Raw genomic sequence first — 14,800 nt, forward strand, 5'->3', positions numbered from 1 at the left:
TAGGAGTGTTTATCATAATGACATATATACTGGTAGTCCTGATTGCCCTTTTTGGTGCTTTAATGCGGACTGTCTTTGGTTTTGGTGAAGCACTGGTAACCATGCCACTACTAGCTTTAATATCTTTTAATATCCAAACATCCACTGCTTTGATTGGAGCTTTAGGATTACTGGTCGCTGTTCCAGTGGCTATCAAATATCGTCAACATATCGATTGGCAAACTTTAAAACGTTTAGTTATCGGTTCTATTTTAGGAATTCCCGTAGGAATCTTGATTATTAAATTAGGCTCACCCATTATTATTATGAAAATTCTAGGAATCTTTATTATTATTTATGGAATTTATAATCTCTATAAATTGCACAATCCTAAAGAATCAAAGCTTCATTTAAGCGACAAATTCGATTATCTGGCTGGAATCATTTCAGGAATCCTTGGAGCATCTTTTAATAGCCATGGCGTACCAATCGTTGTCTTCGGAACGGCTAAAAGATGGGATTCTGACAAACTTCGGGGCATCCTGCAAGGACATTTTGTTTGTGTCGGGACTCTAGTTGTCTTGAGCCAGTTGTCATCCGGAATGTGGAGCCTTGAAGTGGTCAAATTATTAGGAATCATTATTCCGTTACTCTTTGTAGTAGTTCCATTTGGTAATTGGATCAGTCAAAAAATCGACAGCGAACACTTTATTCAATATGTTTATCTCATCTTGATTATATTTGGTGTAATTTTGATGATTAAATAATTGCAAAAAAATAAGGAGAACAATCAAAAAATGATTATTCTCCCTATTTTTTTAGTATTGTAGAACTTTAGAATTAATTACCTGCTTTTGAATAGTAAATTTATCTAAATTCTCTTGATCGATTTCAAATCCTAAACCTTTATTTTGAGGAACATCAACAAAGGTTCCATCCAATTCAATCGTTGGTTTAATAATATCCTCATCATAATAACGACTAGATGCTGCTATATCGTTTGGCAATGTGTAACCTGATAACGTTGCAATAGCAAGATTGCCAGCTCGAGCAACCCCAGAATCGAGCATCCCGCCACACCAGCATTCAATACCAGCTTTTGAAGCCATACTTTGAATTTTTTTGGCAATTGTTAAACCGCCAACGCGAGCTACCTTAATATTGATGATACGACCACTACCTAGTTTGATCATCTTTCTAGTATCGCCAATCGAAGTGATACTTTCATCCAGACAAACCTTAGTTTTGATTTGTGACTGCAATTCAGCATGATCGACCAAATCTCCTGGCTCCAATGGCTGCTCAATCATAATTAAATTCAAATCATCTAAACGTTTTAACATTGGAATATCCTTTAATCGATAAGCTGAATTTGCATCTGCCATCAACATCGCCTTTGGATATTCTTTTCTTACCGCAGCTAAATAATCATAATCTTTTCCTGGTTTAATTTTCATTTTAATTCGACGATAACCATCTTTGATATAACCTCGGACAACTTCTACCAACTCTTCAGGTGAATTTTGAACACCAATGCTGACACCTGTTTCAATTTTATCCTTGGTTCCACCAAGAGCTTTGGCCAGAGTCAAATTATTTTGTTTAGCATAAATATCCCATAATGCACAATTGATAGCTGATTTTGACATATTATTTTTTCTGAATCCATTTAGATATGGATAAACATCATCTGGGTGATCAAGCTTTTGATTAAAAATCAAGGGTAACATTTGATCAACAATCAAATCCCAACTGCCATCTCGAAATTCTTCATTATAAAATGGTTGAGCAAAGGCTGACCCTTCACTATATCCAATTGTTCCATCTTCATCGACCAATTTTAAAATCAGACATTGTTTAAATTTCATGGTGGTAAAACTAGTTGTAAAAGGTTTCCTTAAAGGAATATCAACTTTTCTAATTTCAGCATTTACTATTTTCATTTTTATCTCCTATTCTGCTTTACTTGCAGCTTGTCTATTTTTAATTAAAGCTTTGTTATTAAACGTTAATGCGGCTACAAATGCGATTCCTGCAGCAAATACTAAGAATAAAAATGCTACAGAATACGAACCGCCAAAAATTTGGACTAAGTAACCTATTAATAAAGGTGCAATAAATCCAGCAAGTTGCCCACCAAAATTTACAATTCCAACGGATGATCCATAAGCTTTTTTAGAAATTAAAATGGCAAAAAAAGCAAAACTACTGCTGAATGCGATTGATTTAAAGAAATAAGTGGCAATTTCAAAAGTAATGATGGCACTTAAACTCTTTGAAGAGTACATTCCATACATAAAAACAGTTGCTAACAAACTAGCCAGAGCAATCAACCATTTTTCTCGATGATTGAATAATTTTGACATGATCCAACCACTGAGAATTGCACCTAGACCTGCAGCTAATGAAGGCAATGGAACTAACCAGGCGATACCAGCAAGATTAATATGGCGTGCTTGTAACAAATATGTAGGCATCCAAGAATCAAGACCTTTAGTTACCATACTTAGTCCAAAGACAACAACGAAAAATTGCCAAATCAAACGGTTTTTTAAGACACTAGACCAATCTATCTTAGTCTTACTTTTGATTGTAGAATCATTTTTATAATGAACATTTCTCAGAATTAAGAAATAAGAAATAACAAAGACAATTCCCAAAATACCCATAACGTGGAAAGTACTTCTCCAACCAAAGTTAGCCATTATTGGAGCAATTAACAATGGTGCAATGGCTGCTCCAATATAATTTGAAGATACAATTCCTGAGGTATAACCTGAACGTTTTTCATAAGAAACTGATTCTGAAATTTGTTTCAAACTTGCAGAAGGAAAGGCTCCTTCACCAATTCCAAACAAAATTCTAATAAACAGCAATGATACTAATGACCAAGCAAATCCAGTAAAGATTGTAAAAACTGACCAAATACTGATGGCAAATAAGATTGTTTTCTTAGTCCCAAATTTATCTGTTAACCAACCTCCTGGGATTTGCATTAATGCATAACTGAAAAAGAAAGCACTTGAAACAACACCTAATGTCGTAGTACTCAAGTTAAAATCTGTTCCAATATACGACAAAGCAATATTGATTGCCGAACGATCGATAAAACAAATAACATAGGCTACATATAGCAATGCAAAAGTAACCCTTGGTTTTAGATTTGTACGCTGTGCTACTGATTTATTTTCACTTGTATAACTCTCTTCCATAATTAATTTCCTCCAATTAACCTTGGTTTAATAACTCATAACTAATTCTCACTCCATCAAAAAAAGCTTTTTGTGTTAAATTCTCATTTATATCATGATTATGTTGATCATAATTGGCATATGGCACTGTAAATACTGGAACCTTTAAAATATCTTTCCAAACATAATTAGGTACCGTGCCTGGCATAATTGGTTCAATGTGTACTCCCCCAGAACCTTGTTGAATCGCTTTACTTATCCAAGCAATTTGTTTTTTGTCAGCAATCGTATGTTCAGGTGGTATAGCTCCCAAATATTCAAGCTTTAACGATCCATCAGCTAATTCTTTACAATAAACAGTTTCTAAATCATTTTTAATTTCTGAAATAGATTGATTTCCCACCAAACGACAGTCGACTTTAATACTTGCTTGGTGAGGAATAATCGTCTTAATTCCTTTATCCATATATCCAGATTTAACGCTTAAAAAATTAAAAGTTGGCTTAAACATCAAATTTTGATAATATGCTTCCTTATCCAAAGGCAATCGTTTGATACCAGATTGTTTTTGGATTTTTTCTTTGTCATAAGGCAGATCATTTATCCAAGATTGCTCTTGAACGTTGGGCTTTTCCACTCCGTTATAGAAATGTTCCAATTTAACCTTTCCAGTTTTGTAATCATAGATTTTATCCAGATATTTCAAAAGTTGAACAAAGGGATTATCCATGACATTTCCCAAATTTCCAGAATGATTGTCTCGAGAACCTGTCTCACAGATCAACTCGAAAGCAAATAAACCACGATTACCCATTCTCAATACGTGCGTTCCATCAGCGGAAAAGGATCCATCGACAACGACAGCCATATCGATATCACTCAACTCAGTAGAAGCAATGTGTTTTAAAGTTGGTCGCAAATTCTTACTGCCTTGCTCCTCTTCTCCTTCAATTAACAAAGTAATATCAAATGGAAACTCTTTATGAATACAACGGTATGTATATAACCCGAGGATTTGAGCCATCAATTGACCTTTGTTATCTCCTACTCCTCTCGAAAAAAATCTATTTTCGGATTTAGTTAACTTAAACGGATCAGAACTCCATTTAGATAAATCTCCAGGATTCATAACATCATAATGTCCATAAAATAAAACATTTTTTGATTTTTTACCTTTCAGAGAGGCCAAAATAATGGGATTACCCTCAGTCTTAATAATTTCAACTTTTGCCCCAAGCAAGTCCTGCAACAAACTTTGCAAGAACTCCACTGTTTCCTCAATTCCTTCTCCAGTTGCACTGATACTCTTTAGAGAAATAAATTCTTCCAAAAACTTTTCAAAATCAGCCCTGTGGTTTAAAATAAATAAATCTCTATCACTCATTTTGACCCTCCTTTTTAATTTTTTTCTAATCTTTTCGGCTGTTGTTCTAGATACTATTTCATTTATCCATATTTGTGAAATACAAAAAATGATATGGACTATACTAAAAATGTTATGAAAGTTGGTGAATCACTTGAGACTGTTACAATTACGATATTTTTCCATGGTTGCAAAAACCGAAAACGTTTCTAGGTCTGCCCGTATTCTGCATATTTCACAACCTTCATTGAGCCGCGCATTGAATGAGCTGGAAACCGAATTGAATGTTAAATTATTTGTAAGAAATGGTCATTCATTAAAATTAAATGAGAATGGTTTAATTTTCAAAAAATATGTCAATCATGCTTTAAAAATCATTGACGAATCAGTTATTGAATTAAAGAGAAAAAATGACGCGCAAAAAGACAAAGTAACTTTTCGATTCGAAAAATCATCTCCATTGATTCCTAATATCATCCACCAATTAAAACAAGAATTACCTCACATCCAAGTTGACTTAATTCAAAATGGTTTGGAAAATGACAGCTTGGCTCACTATGATTTCGAATTTAGTACTCATAAAATTAATGGCAATGTTAACGAATTACTATTGACTGAAGAAATCATGGTCGGAGTCAATTATCAAAATCCTTTGGCCAACAATAAAGAAATCACTTTAAAAGAAGTCAAAAATAACCCTATAATTTTGACTACGCCTAGTCCCTTAAGAACTAGTATTGAATCCTTCTTTCAATCTCAAGATGTGATTCTAACCCCAGCTTTTGTTACTGGAGACCATTACACTCTAAAGGGCCTTTTAGATGAGAATATTGGTATAAGTTTTATTCCCACCGTTTCTTGGAATAACATTGAAGATCCGAAGATAAAGCTGATTCATCTTTCACCAAAAAAATTACAAAGAGAAATCTATTTGAGCTATCCTATTAGTTCGAGTCAAAATCCTTTTAATAAAAAAGTAATTACATTGATAAAAATGTATTTTGCTCAAATGAAAAAACAAAGTAATCTATAATTTGAGATAAAAAAGAAGGTATTCAAAATATATTATTTTGAATATCTTCTTAAATATTGGAGAGTATATAGCAATGAAAATTTTAGTAACAGGCTTTGATCCTTTTGATACGGACAAAATTAATCCAGCTATCGAGGCTGTTAAGAAATTACCCGATGAGATTTCTGGAGCTGAGATTATCAAATTAGAAATCCCAACAATATTTTATAAATGTGCACAAGTTGTTCATCAAGCAATTCTTGATAATGACCCCGATTATGTCTTAAGCATCGGTCAAGCTGGCGGACGTTATGCTTTAACGCCAGAACGCGTGGCCATCAATTTCGATGATGGTCGTATTGCTGACAACAGTGGCTTCCAACCTTTAGAACAACCGATTCAGTCTGATGGTCAAAATGCTTATTTCACACAATTACCAGTTAAAGCTATGGTTCAATCAATCCAAAAGGCTGGTCTTCCAAGTCACGTTTCAACTACTGCTGGTACTTTTGTCTGCAATCACATCATGTACCAAGTTCAATATATGATTGATCAAGAATTTCACAACCTAAAAGCTGGTTTCATACACATTCCCTTCTTGCCTGAACAAACGATAAACCGTCCAAATACACCTAGTCTCAGTTTAGATGATGACGTCAAAGGCATTACGGCAGCAATAAAAGCAATCGTTGTTCAAGATGGCAAAGGCGATATCAAAGTAACTGGTGGCAATTTAAACTAAATTGTCATTTTTTTATACAGTGTTATAATTTTTAGCGTTATAACGCTTAAGAAATGAGGATTATAAATGTCTGAAACTCAATCGACTGTTTCAAGCCAAGTTACAGAGGCCATGCAGTGGCAAATCAAACATACTAAAAAACAAATTGAATCGCTTAATAAAGCTATCACAAGAATTGGCGACGTCGACCAACTAAAAACTAAAGGTTCGCTATTAAAAGCCTATGCTAAAGAAGTTGACGTTAAAAAGGGTTATGTTGTGCTACCAGATTATCAAAACTCAGATAAAGAAATTACTATCTATCTTGATGTGAAAAAATCTGTCATCGAAAACGCTGAATTATACTTTCATCAATATCATCGCGACGTTCGTGGACTAAAAACCATCCAAAAGAATTTGCAAAAGGCTCAAGATAACCTTCTAAAACAACAAACTCGTCAAAAAAACTTTGATCCAACAGATTTAAAACAAGCTGAAACTATCAAACAACAATTGATTGCTGAAGATGCCTTCAAGACTAAAGTTCTGCATTCTTCTAAAGCACCTGAACCAGCTCATCCTAGACGCTTTTATACGACCGACAATGTCCTAGTTGAAATTGGCAAAAATAGCGACCAAAATGACCATTTAACATTAACGGCTAATAAAGATTATTACTGGATGCATGTCAGTGAATTAGCTGGTTCTCACGTCGTCATTCACAGCACGAATCCAAGTAAACAGACTCTTAAAGAAGCGGCTGTTTTGACAGCGTATTACAGTAAAGGTCGTGGCTTGAAACAAGTTCCTGTCGATGTTTTAAAAGTTAGCCAATTATTTAAACCAAAAAATGCTAAATCGGGTTTAGTTCTCTTCACCGGTAAATCGCAAACTATAACCGTTGATTCTGATGAAAAATTAGTTCAAAAATTATCTGAAAACAACAAAAACGCCACTAATTCAAACTAGAATTAGCAGCGTAAACGCGAAATATAACATAATTTTTTTCCGCTTAAACCAAATAATCCAAGGTAATCAAAATCGATTGCCTTGGATTATTTATTTTAATGCTCGAAAGCTTGCCATGGTATATCTCGCTTTCGTTTTTGTTTATTCATAGTACTTGTTAATGACTCTTTGATGGTAAAGGTCATTTCCCTGTCCCCAAAAAATAAAGCTTAGTGAAACATAAATAATAGCTAAAATAATATTAAATACGGTAAATGCCGTGTGCTTTGTAACCATTAATCCAATTATAAAAAATATTGATAACAATGGTTCAATTATGCCTAACCAAGCATGTGAATTATTGGCTAAGACATACTTTTCAAGGATTAAGGAGGCAATTGACCCTATAACAAAAATAATACCCATAATTACACCCCCATAATTAATCAGCGGTTATTATATTAGCACAAATATTTTTCTGAAATAATCTAAAAAGACTATGAAAACGTATCCAATATTTAATTCAACAAAATTTTGATATTATGTTGGATAATATTACCGAGGAGGACCAAATATTTTGTACAAACAAATCACTATTTATGATTTATTAGATATATTGCATGACAAATTAGGCGAGCAAAATTGGTGGCCCGCAAGAAACGCTGAGGAAATGTTAAGTGGAATGATTCTGATTCAAAACACTAATTCAAAAAGCGTTGCCAAATCATTGGATAATTTGAATCAGGTAACTCAATTCAACGTCGACAAAATGCTACAAATTCCAGAATTAAAATTACAGGAACTGATTCAACCCAGTGGATTTTTCAAAAATAAAGCCATTTATTTACGTTCCTTATTAACCGCCTATCGTGATAAATTTTCTGACTGGGAAAAACTCCCCACAAATTTATTGAGAAAGAACTTACTAGCGTTAAAGGGAGTTGGCAACGAAACTGCTGATGTATTGTTACTATATTATTTCCACCGGCCAACTTTTGTCTCTGACAATTACGCCATGAAACTCTTTACTCAATTGCACAGTTTCACCGACCATCCTAGCTACATGCAACTAAAAAAAGCTGTTCAAAAAGATTTTGATTTCACATCAAAACAAGCTGAAGAATTGCATGCTTTGATCGATGAATTTGGCAAATTGAAAAGCGACTTCTTTAAAGATTATCAATTACTCCTGCCAATATTCTAAAGACTCAGACGTTGCGTAATTGGTGGCGCTGTCATATCATTTATTTGATTAGTTAATTTGTAATTGAAAGGATGATAGTATGTATAAAGCTTCAGATAATCGTTACAAAGAAAATAATGTTCGCCATGCTGGCAAAACTGGTTTGATGTTGCCACCTATTTCATTAGGACTCTGGCATCATTTCAGTAGCAGCGACCCATTAGCTGACAGAAGGAAATTGATTTTGCACGCTTTTGACAAGGGAGTCTTCCACTTTGACAATGCCAATCATTACGGAGACGGCGATGTTGGTAGTTCCGAAGAATTACTTGGTCAAATTCTAAAAACGGATTTAAAACCTTATCGTGATGAATTAGTTATTTCAACTAAAGTTGGCTATGAAATACACGATGGCCCTTACGGAATTGGAACTTCTCGTAAGTCAATCTTGCAAGGTATCGACGATTCATTGACTCGCTTAAATCTTGATTATGTCGACATCTATTACGCTCACCGTTATGACGACGCTACGCCAATTGAAGAAACCGTTCGAGCTCTTGACGATGTAGTCAAATCTGGTAAAGCCTTGTACGTCGGTGTTTCTAATTTTGAAGTTCCACAGATGAAGCAAGCTCTAGAAATGTTCAAAAAACTTGGGACACCATTTGTCTTAGATCAAATGAGTATGAATTTACTCAATGATCACGTTGAAAGCAGTGGTTTAAGAGATTTATTAAAAGACAACGGTGCTGGAGCAATTGCTTATGGTCCTTTATGTGAAGGTTTGTTGTCTGACCGTTATCTCAACGGAATTTCAGATAGTTACAGCATCCACCCTACCAATAAAGATTTATTGAAAGATGGAAAAGATGCACTTGTTAAAAAATTAAATGATTTAAACGAAATTGCTCAAAATCGTTCACAAACACTCAGTCAAATGTCATTAGCATGGTTATTAAGAGACCCCATAGTTGCCAGTGTCATCATTGGTACTACTAATATCGATCACTTAGATGATAATCTTAAAGCCTTAGATAACCTTGAATTCAGTGATGATGAAGTTTCAGCAATTGAAAAAATTATTAAAAAATAAGTTACTAAAATAACGCCAAAATGCCGAAGCATTTTGACGTTATTTTTTTGCATTCTTATTGATAAAAGGTCTCATTAACAGCTTGTGTGATTGCAACCTGAACATGAGCGTAAGATAATCCACCTTGAATGTAAAGTGAATATGGAGGTCTGATTGGACCATCTGATGATAGTTCAATTGTTGAACCTTCGACGAAACTTCCTGAAGCCATGACGACGTCATCTTCATAACCATCTTGATGGCTAGGAATTGGGTCGACGAATGAATTCATTGGTGAAAAGTGTTGAATAGCCGCACAGAATTTTACCATTGGATCAGGATCACCAAAGGAAACGGTTTGAACAATATCGGTTCTTGGTGCATCCCATTTTGGTGAAACATTCATTCCCATTTCTTCACATAAAGCAGCTGTAAAGACCATACCTTTTAGAGCTTCGCCAGTTGTGTGAGCGGCCATGAAAAATCCTTGGTAGAAGTCACGCAAGTAACCCCAAGTAGCGCCCTCGCCTTTACCAGCGCCAGGAACGGTCAGTCTGGAACCTGCACCGTCAACTAAATCTTCACGTCCAACAATGTAAGCACCACTCTTAACTAAGCCAGCTCCGGCATTCTTGTAGAGCGACCCGGCCATAATGTCAGCTCCATAAAAAGTTGGTTCTTCTTTTTCGGAAAATTCACCGTAACAGTTATCAATGAAGACATTGACATCTGGTCGTAATTCTTTAACAAATTTAATCATCTCAGCAATTTTTTCAACCATGAAACTATCGCGAACCGCATAGCCACGTGAACGTTGAATTGCTACGACCTTGATAGAATCGTCGTTCACCAAGGCTTTTTTGGCATTCTCATAATCAACTGAACCATCATCTAATAATTCTGTTGTTTTAAAGTTAATGCCATATTCTTTCATATTGCCACGTTTATTTCCAGCTAGACCAATGACTTCTTGAATCGTGTCATATGGTGTACCTGTTAGATAGTAAAGCGTATTGCCAGGACGCAACATACTAAAAAGTGCTGTCGAGATAGCATGCGTACCTGAAGCAAATTGGGGACGTACCAAAGCATCATCGACCTTGAAATAATCTGCATAGATAGCTTCAATCTTGTCACGGCCAATATCATCGTAACCATAACCAGTTGATGGAACTAAATCTTCTTCCCCCACTCGATGCTTTCTAAAAAGATTCAAAACGCGTTGTTGATTATACAAAACTTGTTGGTCGATTTCTTTTAAACGAGGTTGAATCAATTCCTCAACTTTTGCGACCTTCGTCTTTAAATCTTCTGGTAAATCGTCTGTCCATGATAATGACATAAAAAATTCTCCTCAATTAAGTAATTTTACTTACTATTTATTCTTTAAAACCTCTGCCTGGACGGAAATCGTTCCGTCTTCATTCCTATCCCAATATACACCTTGAATCTCTGGTACAAAACCGGGGAAACGTTCAATCGCACCGACTAAATCTTCAAAATATTTCAAGTCGATTTTTTGCCATTTTTCACCAGGTGCCACAATAAAGACCCCGGGAGGATATGGCAATGCTCCCTCTGCAGCAATTCGACCCTCAATATCTTTTAGATTGACCAATTCACTTTGATTCCGCATAAATAATTGATCAGCTTTTCCCGGCGTCATCGTGTAATTTTGCATATCCTTTTTAGCAAACAGTTCTTTTTGAAGCGTAAACGTCTTATTTTGACGGTAATACTCATGCATCTCTTGGCAAAGCTGCTTCAAAGTATAATTTTGATAACGCTTTGGATAGACTTGAGCAAGTTTTGGCAAGACTTCAGTCAAAGGTGCATCTGCAAAATACAATCGTTCAAATTCCAAGAACGCCTCTAATAAAGTATCAAGTTCAGCTTTGGTATCGCCAGGAGTCAACAAGAACAACAAAGAATTCAAATCATCTTTAGCTCGAATGATTCGCTTCTCCATTAAGAATTCTGCCACTACTGGGCCAGGAATACCACTATCTTGATACTTGGAATTTTTAATATCTATTCCCGGCGTTATAACGGTAATCTTCAAAGGGTCAATCATCGCCTGTCCATCGGCAATTTCTTTGAATCCATGCCAATTATTGCTCTTCTTCAAATTCCAGTATTCACTATGCGTCGCTAAATCATCAGTACTGATTTGGGCAAAATTATCAGGAACTAAGGGGCGAAATAGTTTTGACTCTTTCAATAATTGCTTGCGCCAATTTATTCCCATCTTCAAAGTATCATCCCACCAATTTTTGTTACCTTGGCCAGCGGTTAAATAAGCATTAACTGTTAGGGAAGCGTAAATTGGATATGAATAGCTCGACGTAACGAATTTCAAATAAGCATTATTGAAGTGCTTGTGGTCAACATAGCGAGCTTGGCCTTTCAAATGAGCATCTTTTTTCAAGATTTGTGACGTCTGGGCGAGACCAGCTTGTTGTTTGTGCAATGATTGCGTAACTAGAATCCCTGGATCATCTGCTCCGTATTCCAAAGAAAGTGGCGAGAGGTGCTTCATAATCGGTACGAATTGCTCAAATCCGCCCCAAGCACAGTCAAACAAGATGTAATCGCAGAGTTTACCGATTTTATCAATCATCCACTGGGCATCGTAAAAAACGCCGTCATACGTTTCTAATTGGACGATAGCCAATCTAAACGGACGCTTAGCTTGAGCTTTCTTAGGGTCGACTTTGGCAATTTCTTTTCTCAAATTAGCTTCGTCTAAAGCTTCTGGATTCATCTCGCCAATCAAGCCTAAAGGATTGCGATCAGTTGGTACATAAACCGGCTTGGCACCGCTCATAACTAACGCACTATTATAAAGCGACTTGTGATTGTTTCGATCGAACAAGACTAAATCATCTTCTGACAATAAGGCACTAGCACAAATTGAATTAGCGCTGGTTGTTCCATTGGTACAAAAGTAAACTTTGTCAGCGTTATAAGTTTGAGCAGCTTTTTGTTCAGCCGTTAATGGCGTTCCTTCATGGGTCATCGTATCGCCTAATTCATCGACTGTGTCGCTGGTATCGGCGAACATCAGGTTCTTACCAAAGAAACGATTAAAAACTACTCCAGCAGGATGTTTGTCGTAATATTGACCGTTATGATGGCCTGGGGTCGTAAAACTGATAGGCTTATCTTCAGCAAAATTGATCAAATCTGTTAAAAAACCTGGCACCATTTCTGTCTGATATTCTTTAGCAGCCTTGATTGCTTGGTCTGTCACGTCAGCTGTAGAATTAGCTTGAATAATAGGAATACCGAGGCCTGATGCTTCTTGTAGATTCTTAGCGAACGCAAGATTTTTTTTATCTTGTCCATTCAAAACGATAGCTGCCAATCCTGCTACATTGATCTCTGCAGTAAAAGGAACTAGTTCCCAACTGCTTGAATCGTTCATTACTACATCGTTGCCTACGGCAATTTTCAGAAAATTCATAAATTTCCTCCTATTATTTCAAAAAAGTTTTCAAAAAGGTATTGCAAATGATATATAAATATCTATAATTTTCTGGGTATGTTTTTTTATTTAAGCATTAATTATAAAAATTTATTACGGCATTGATTATATCTACACATTGAGGTTATAAACAAGTGAAAATAAATAGTTCTTTACTTACATTGAAACCTCCCAATTTTAAAAGTCCACACTAAATAGACTTTTAAACAATTCGGGGGAATTAACATTGGAATCATTAGAACCAAATAAAAAGCACTATCTCAGTTGGCCGGTCATCGCCTTGATCGACTTCGTTACCATCATCAGTTTTGAAAATATCTTCTATCCCTTTCAAAACCAAGGACTATCCGTGGTCATCTCATGGATTTTCTTACTCTTCTCTTATGTCATCCCTTATGCACTGATTTCCAGTCAGATGAGTTTGACCTTTGACAATCAAGCCGGAGGATTAGCCTCATGGGTTCGTCACAGTAGTAACGATACTTTAGGATATTGGACATCTTGGATGTATTGGGTTCAAAGCGTTCCCTACATCGTCGACGTTTCCAACTCCGTTATCGTATCCTTTAGTTGGATGTTTCTAGGAAATAACACTCTAGATAAAAAGATGTCGCCATTTTGGTTCGGTATTTTAACCTTTATCATTATCTTACTTTTCATCCTTTTAGAAAATGTTATCAAGAATTCTTTAGAAATACTGTCACTCATCGGTGGTGGCGCAATGTTCATCATGTCATTTTTGTTCGTATTATTGGCAGGTTACGCTGTCTTGCATGGTCACCATATCGCAACTCAACCATTCAACTGGGGGGCTTTCAAACCGTCGTTTAGTCTGAAATACTTCTCGACGACTGGGCTGTTGATTTTCGCCATGTCTGGTGCAGAATTAGCTGCTCCTTATGTCGTTCAAATGCGTGATCCAAAGCATGAATTTCCTAAGGCCATGTGGTTATTGGCTATCATGACCGGTTTCTTAACTATCTTTGGTACCTTAGCCTTAGCAATGTTTTTCAATGCTCACAATATTCCACATGATTTCAAGATGAACGGTCCTTACTATGCTTTCCAATTATTAGGTAATAGTTTAGGTGTCGGTAAACTTCTGATGTATATCTTTGCCGTCGTTCAAGCAATCTTCATGATGGCTCAATTAGCCGTATTACTAGATGCTTCCAGTCGTGTCTTTGCCGGTGATGTAGCTGACAAGTTCATGCCTAAGTGGCTAACTAAGAAAAACAAGCACGGTCGTCCGATCCACAGTTACACTATGACAACCGGTTTAAGCTTGTTCTTATTATTGCTAACTGGTACTTTGCCAAATATCAATACCATTTATAATTGGCTATTAAATATCAACGGAATTATTTCACCATATAAGACTTGTTGGGTCTTCTTCGCCTTTATTGCGATGAGAATGCATCAAGATAAATTCCATTCCGATTATACTTTCATCAAAAATAAAACTGGCGCACTACTTGTCGGTGGCTGGTGTCTAGCCTTTACCTTTATCTGTGCTACTTTAGGATTCATCCCTCAAGAAGCAGACTTTGGTACTGGTGCTTTCAATCACCAATTGTTACTAAACTTCATCACAGTTATCGTTTTATTCGGACTAGGCTTTGTTATGCCATGGTTACGTAAGCGAGAAGCAAGACGTGAATTAATTTAAAAAATAAAGCTCTCTAATTAGGTAAATTCCTAACTAGAGAGCTTTTTTGGCTGTACGATAAATAAAGTTGATAGGTATTTTGCCATCAACTTTATTTTTGTATACCATTTATTAGTAATAACCATTTAAGAACACCAAAAAAGGACACCATTCATGCCCTTTAGATGTTCGACCC

13 protein-coding genes are annotated in these 14,800 nt (G+C 35.9%); 7 read left to right on the forward strand and 6 right to left on the reverse strand.

The genetic code is table 11. The annotated features are described in order from the left end of the window. Positions 1-17 precede the first annotated feature (17 nt). A complete protein-coding gene (locus FHL06_RS03485) occupies positions 18-746 on the forward strand; it encodes a sulfite exporter TauE/SafE family protein (protein WP_153384853.1) in 729 nt (242 codons plus the stop codon). A gap of 51 nt (positions 747-797) precedes the next feature. Here the strand turns inward: FHL06_RS03485 and menC are convergent, their stop codons facing one another. Genes menC through FHL06_RS03500 form a run of 3 tightly spaced genes read right to left on the reverse strand, consistent with a single transcriptional unit; the run spans position 798 to position 4,554 of the window. After that, the gene (gene menC / locus FHL06_RS03490) at positions 798-1,922 is read right to left on the reverse strand and encodes an o-succinylbenzoate synthase (protein ID WP_153384854.1); all 1,125 of its coding nucleotides are present in this window, start codon (positions 1,920-1,922) and stop codon (positions 798-800) included. Positions 1,923-1,931: 9 nt separating this feature from the next. Further along, a complete protein-coding gene (locus FHL06_RS03495; RefSeq protein ID WP_153384855.1) occupies positions 1,932-3,191 on the reverse strand; it encodes an MFS transporter in 1,260 nt (419 codons plus the stop codon). A 16-nt stretch (positions 3,192-3,207) separates the two neighbouring features. Beyond that, positions 3,208-4,554: a M20/M25/M40 family metallo-hydrolase gene (locus tag FHL06_RS03500; RefSeq protein WP_153384856.1), complete on the reverse strand. Its 1,347-nt coding sequence runs from the start codon at positions 4,552-4,554 to the stop codon at positions 3,208-3,210. Positions 4,555-4,678: 124 nt separating this feature from the next. Here FHL06_RS03500 and FHL06_RS03505 point away from each other — a divergent pair, with 124 nt between their 5' ends. The 3 genes from FHL06_RS03505 to FHL06_RS03515 all read left to right on the forward strand — a co-directional run bounded on the left by FHL06_RS03505 (position 4,679) and on the right by FHL06_RS03515 (position 7,235). Next, complete coding sequence (locus FHL06_RS03505) at positions 4,679-5,566, forward strand: LysR family transcriptional regulator (protein WP_337692522.1); 888 nt, start codon at positions 4,679-4,681, stop codon at positions 5,564-5,566. Positions 5,567-5,639: 73 nt separating this feature from the next. Beyond that, positions 5,640-6,287: a pyroglutamyl-peptidase I gene (gene pcp, locus FHL06_RS03510; protein ID WP_153384858.1), complete on the forward strand. Its 648-nt coding sequence runs from the start codon at positions 5,640-5,642 to the stop codon at positions 6,285-6,287. Between the two features lie 66 nt (positions 6,288-6,353). Further along, positions 6,354-7,235, forward strand: coding sequence for an NFACT RNA binding domain-containing protein (locus FHL06_RS03515; RefSeq protein WP_153384859.1), 882 nt, complete (start codon positions 6,354-6,356; stop codon positions 7,233-7,235). Between the two features lie 141 nt (positions 7,236-7,376). Here FHL06_RS03515 and FHL06_RS03520 read toward each other — a convergent pair whose 3' ends face one another. Then, positions 7,377-7,640, reverse strand: a complete 264-nt coding sequence (locus FHL06_RS03520; protein WP_153384860.1) for a hypothetical protein — start codon at positions 7,638-7,640, stop codon at positions 7,377-7,379. Between the two features lie 151 nt (positions 7,641-7,791). Between FHL06_RS03520 and FHL06_RS03525 the strand changes: the two genes are divergently transcribed. Next, complete coding sequence (locus FHL06_RS03525; protein ID WP_153384861.1) at positions 7,792-8,418, forward strand: endonuclease III domain-containing protein; 627 nt, start codon at positions 7,792-7,794, stop codon at positions 8,416-8,418. A gap of 79 nt (positions 8,419-8,497) precedes the next feature. Further along, positions 8,498-9,490, forward strand: coding sequence for an aldo/keto reductase (locus FHL06_RS03530; protein ID WP_153384862.1), 993 nt, complete (start codon positions 8,498-8,500; stop codon positions 9,488-9,490). Between the two features lie 55 nt (positions 9,491-9,545). Here the strand turns inward: FHL06_RS03530 and FHL06_RS03535 are convergent, their stop codons facing one another. Both FHL06_RS03535 and FHL06_RS03540 read right to left on the reverse strand, forming a co-directional pair. Continuing rightward, complete coding sequence (locus tag FHL06_RS03535; RefSeq protein ID WP_153384863.1) at positions 9,546-10,811, reverse strand: methionine gamma-lyase family protein; 1,266 nt, start codon at positions 10,809-10,811, stop codon at positions 9,546-9,548. 33 nt (positions 10,812-10,844) lie between these two features. Then, positions 10,845-12,935, reverse strand: coding sequence for a putative ornithine decarboxylase (locus FHL06_RS03540; RefSeq protein ID WP_153384864.1), 2,091 nt, complete (start codon positions 12,933-12,935; stop codon positions 10,845-10,847). A 247-nt stretch (positions 12,936-13,182) separates the two neighbouring features. On the opposite strand from FHL06_RS03540, the gene FHL06_RS03545 reads away from it, so the two are divergent. Then, entirely contained in the window at positions 13,183-14,625 is a 1,443-nt protein-coding gene (locus FHL06_RS03545; RefSeq protein WP_153384865.1) for an APC family permease, read from the forward strand. Positions 14,626-14,800: the final 175 nt, after the last annotated feature.

The sequence above is a fragment of the Companilactobacillus halodurans genome, from assembly GCF_009600985.1.
In the GTDB taxonomy this organism is placed as follows: Bacteria; Bacillota; Bacilli; order Lactobacillales; family Lactobacillaceae; genus Companilactobacillus; species Companilactobacillus halodurans.

Bases quoted from the DNA above. Each gene is read 5' to 3' on its own strand.
- FHL06_RS03485 (WP_153384853.1), top strand. From the start codon at position 18: ATGACATATATACTGGTAGTCCTGATTGCCCTTTTTGGTGCTTTAATG.
- menC (WP_153384854.1), bottom strand. From the start codon at position 1,922: ATGAAAATAGTAAATGCTGAAATTAGAAAAGTTGATATTCCTTTAAGG.
- FHL06_RS03495 (WP_153384855.1), bottom strand. From the start codon at position 3,191: ATGGAAGAGAGTTATACAAGTGAAAATAAATCAGTAGCACAGCGTACA.
- FHL06_RS03500 (WP_153384856.1), bottom strand. From the start codon at position 4,554: ATGAGTGATAGAGATTTATTTATTTTAAACCACAGGGCTGATTTTGAA.
- pcp (WP_153384858.1), top strand. From the start codon at position 5,640: ATGAAAATTTTAGTAACAGGCTTTGATCCTTTTGATACGGACAAAATT.
- FHL06_RS03515 (WP_153384859.1), top strand. From the start codon at position 6,354: ATGTCTGAAACTCAATCGACTGTTTCAAGCCAAGTTACAGAGGCCATG.
- FHL06_RS03520 (WP_153384860.1), bottom strand. From the start codon at position 7,640: ATGGGTATTATTTTTGTTATAGGGTCAATTGCCTCCTTAATCCTTGAA.
- FHL06_RS03530 (WP_153384862.1), top strand. From the start codon at position 8,498: ATGTATAAAGCTTCAGATAATCGTTACAAAGAAAATAATGTTCGCCAT.
- FHL06_RS03535 (WP_153384863.1), bottom strand. From the start codon at position 10,811: ATGTCATTATCATGGACAGACGATTTACCAGAAGATTTAAAGACGAAG.
- FHL06_RS03540 (WP_153384864.1), bottom strand. From the start codon at position 12,935: ATGAATTTTCTGAAAATTGCCGTAGGCAACGATGTAGTAATGAACGAT.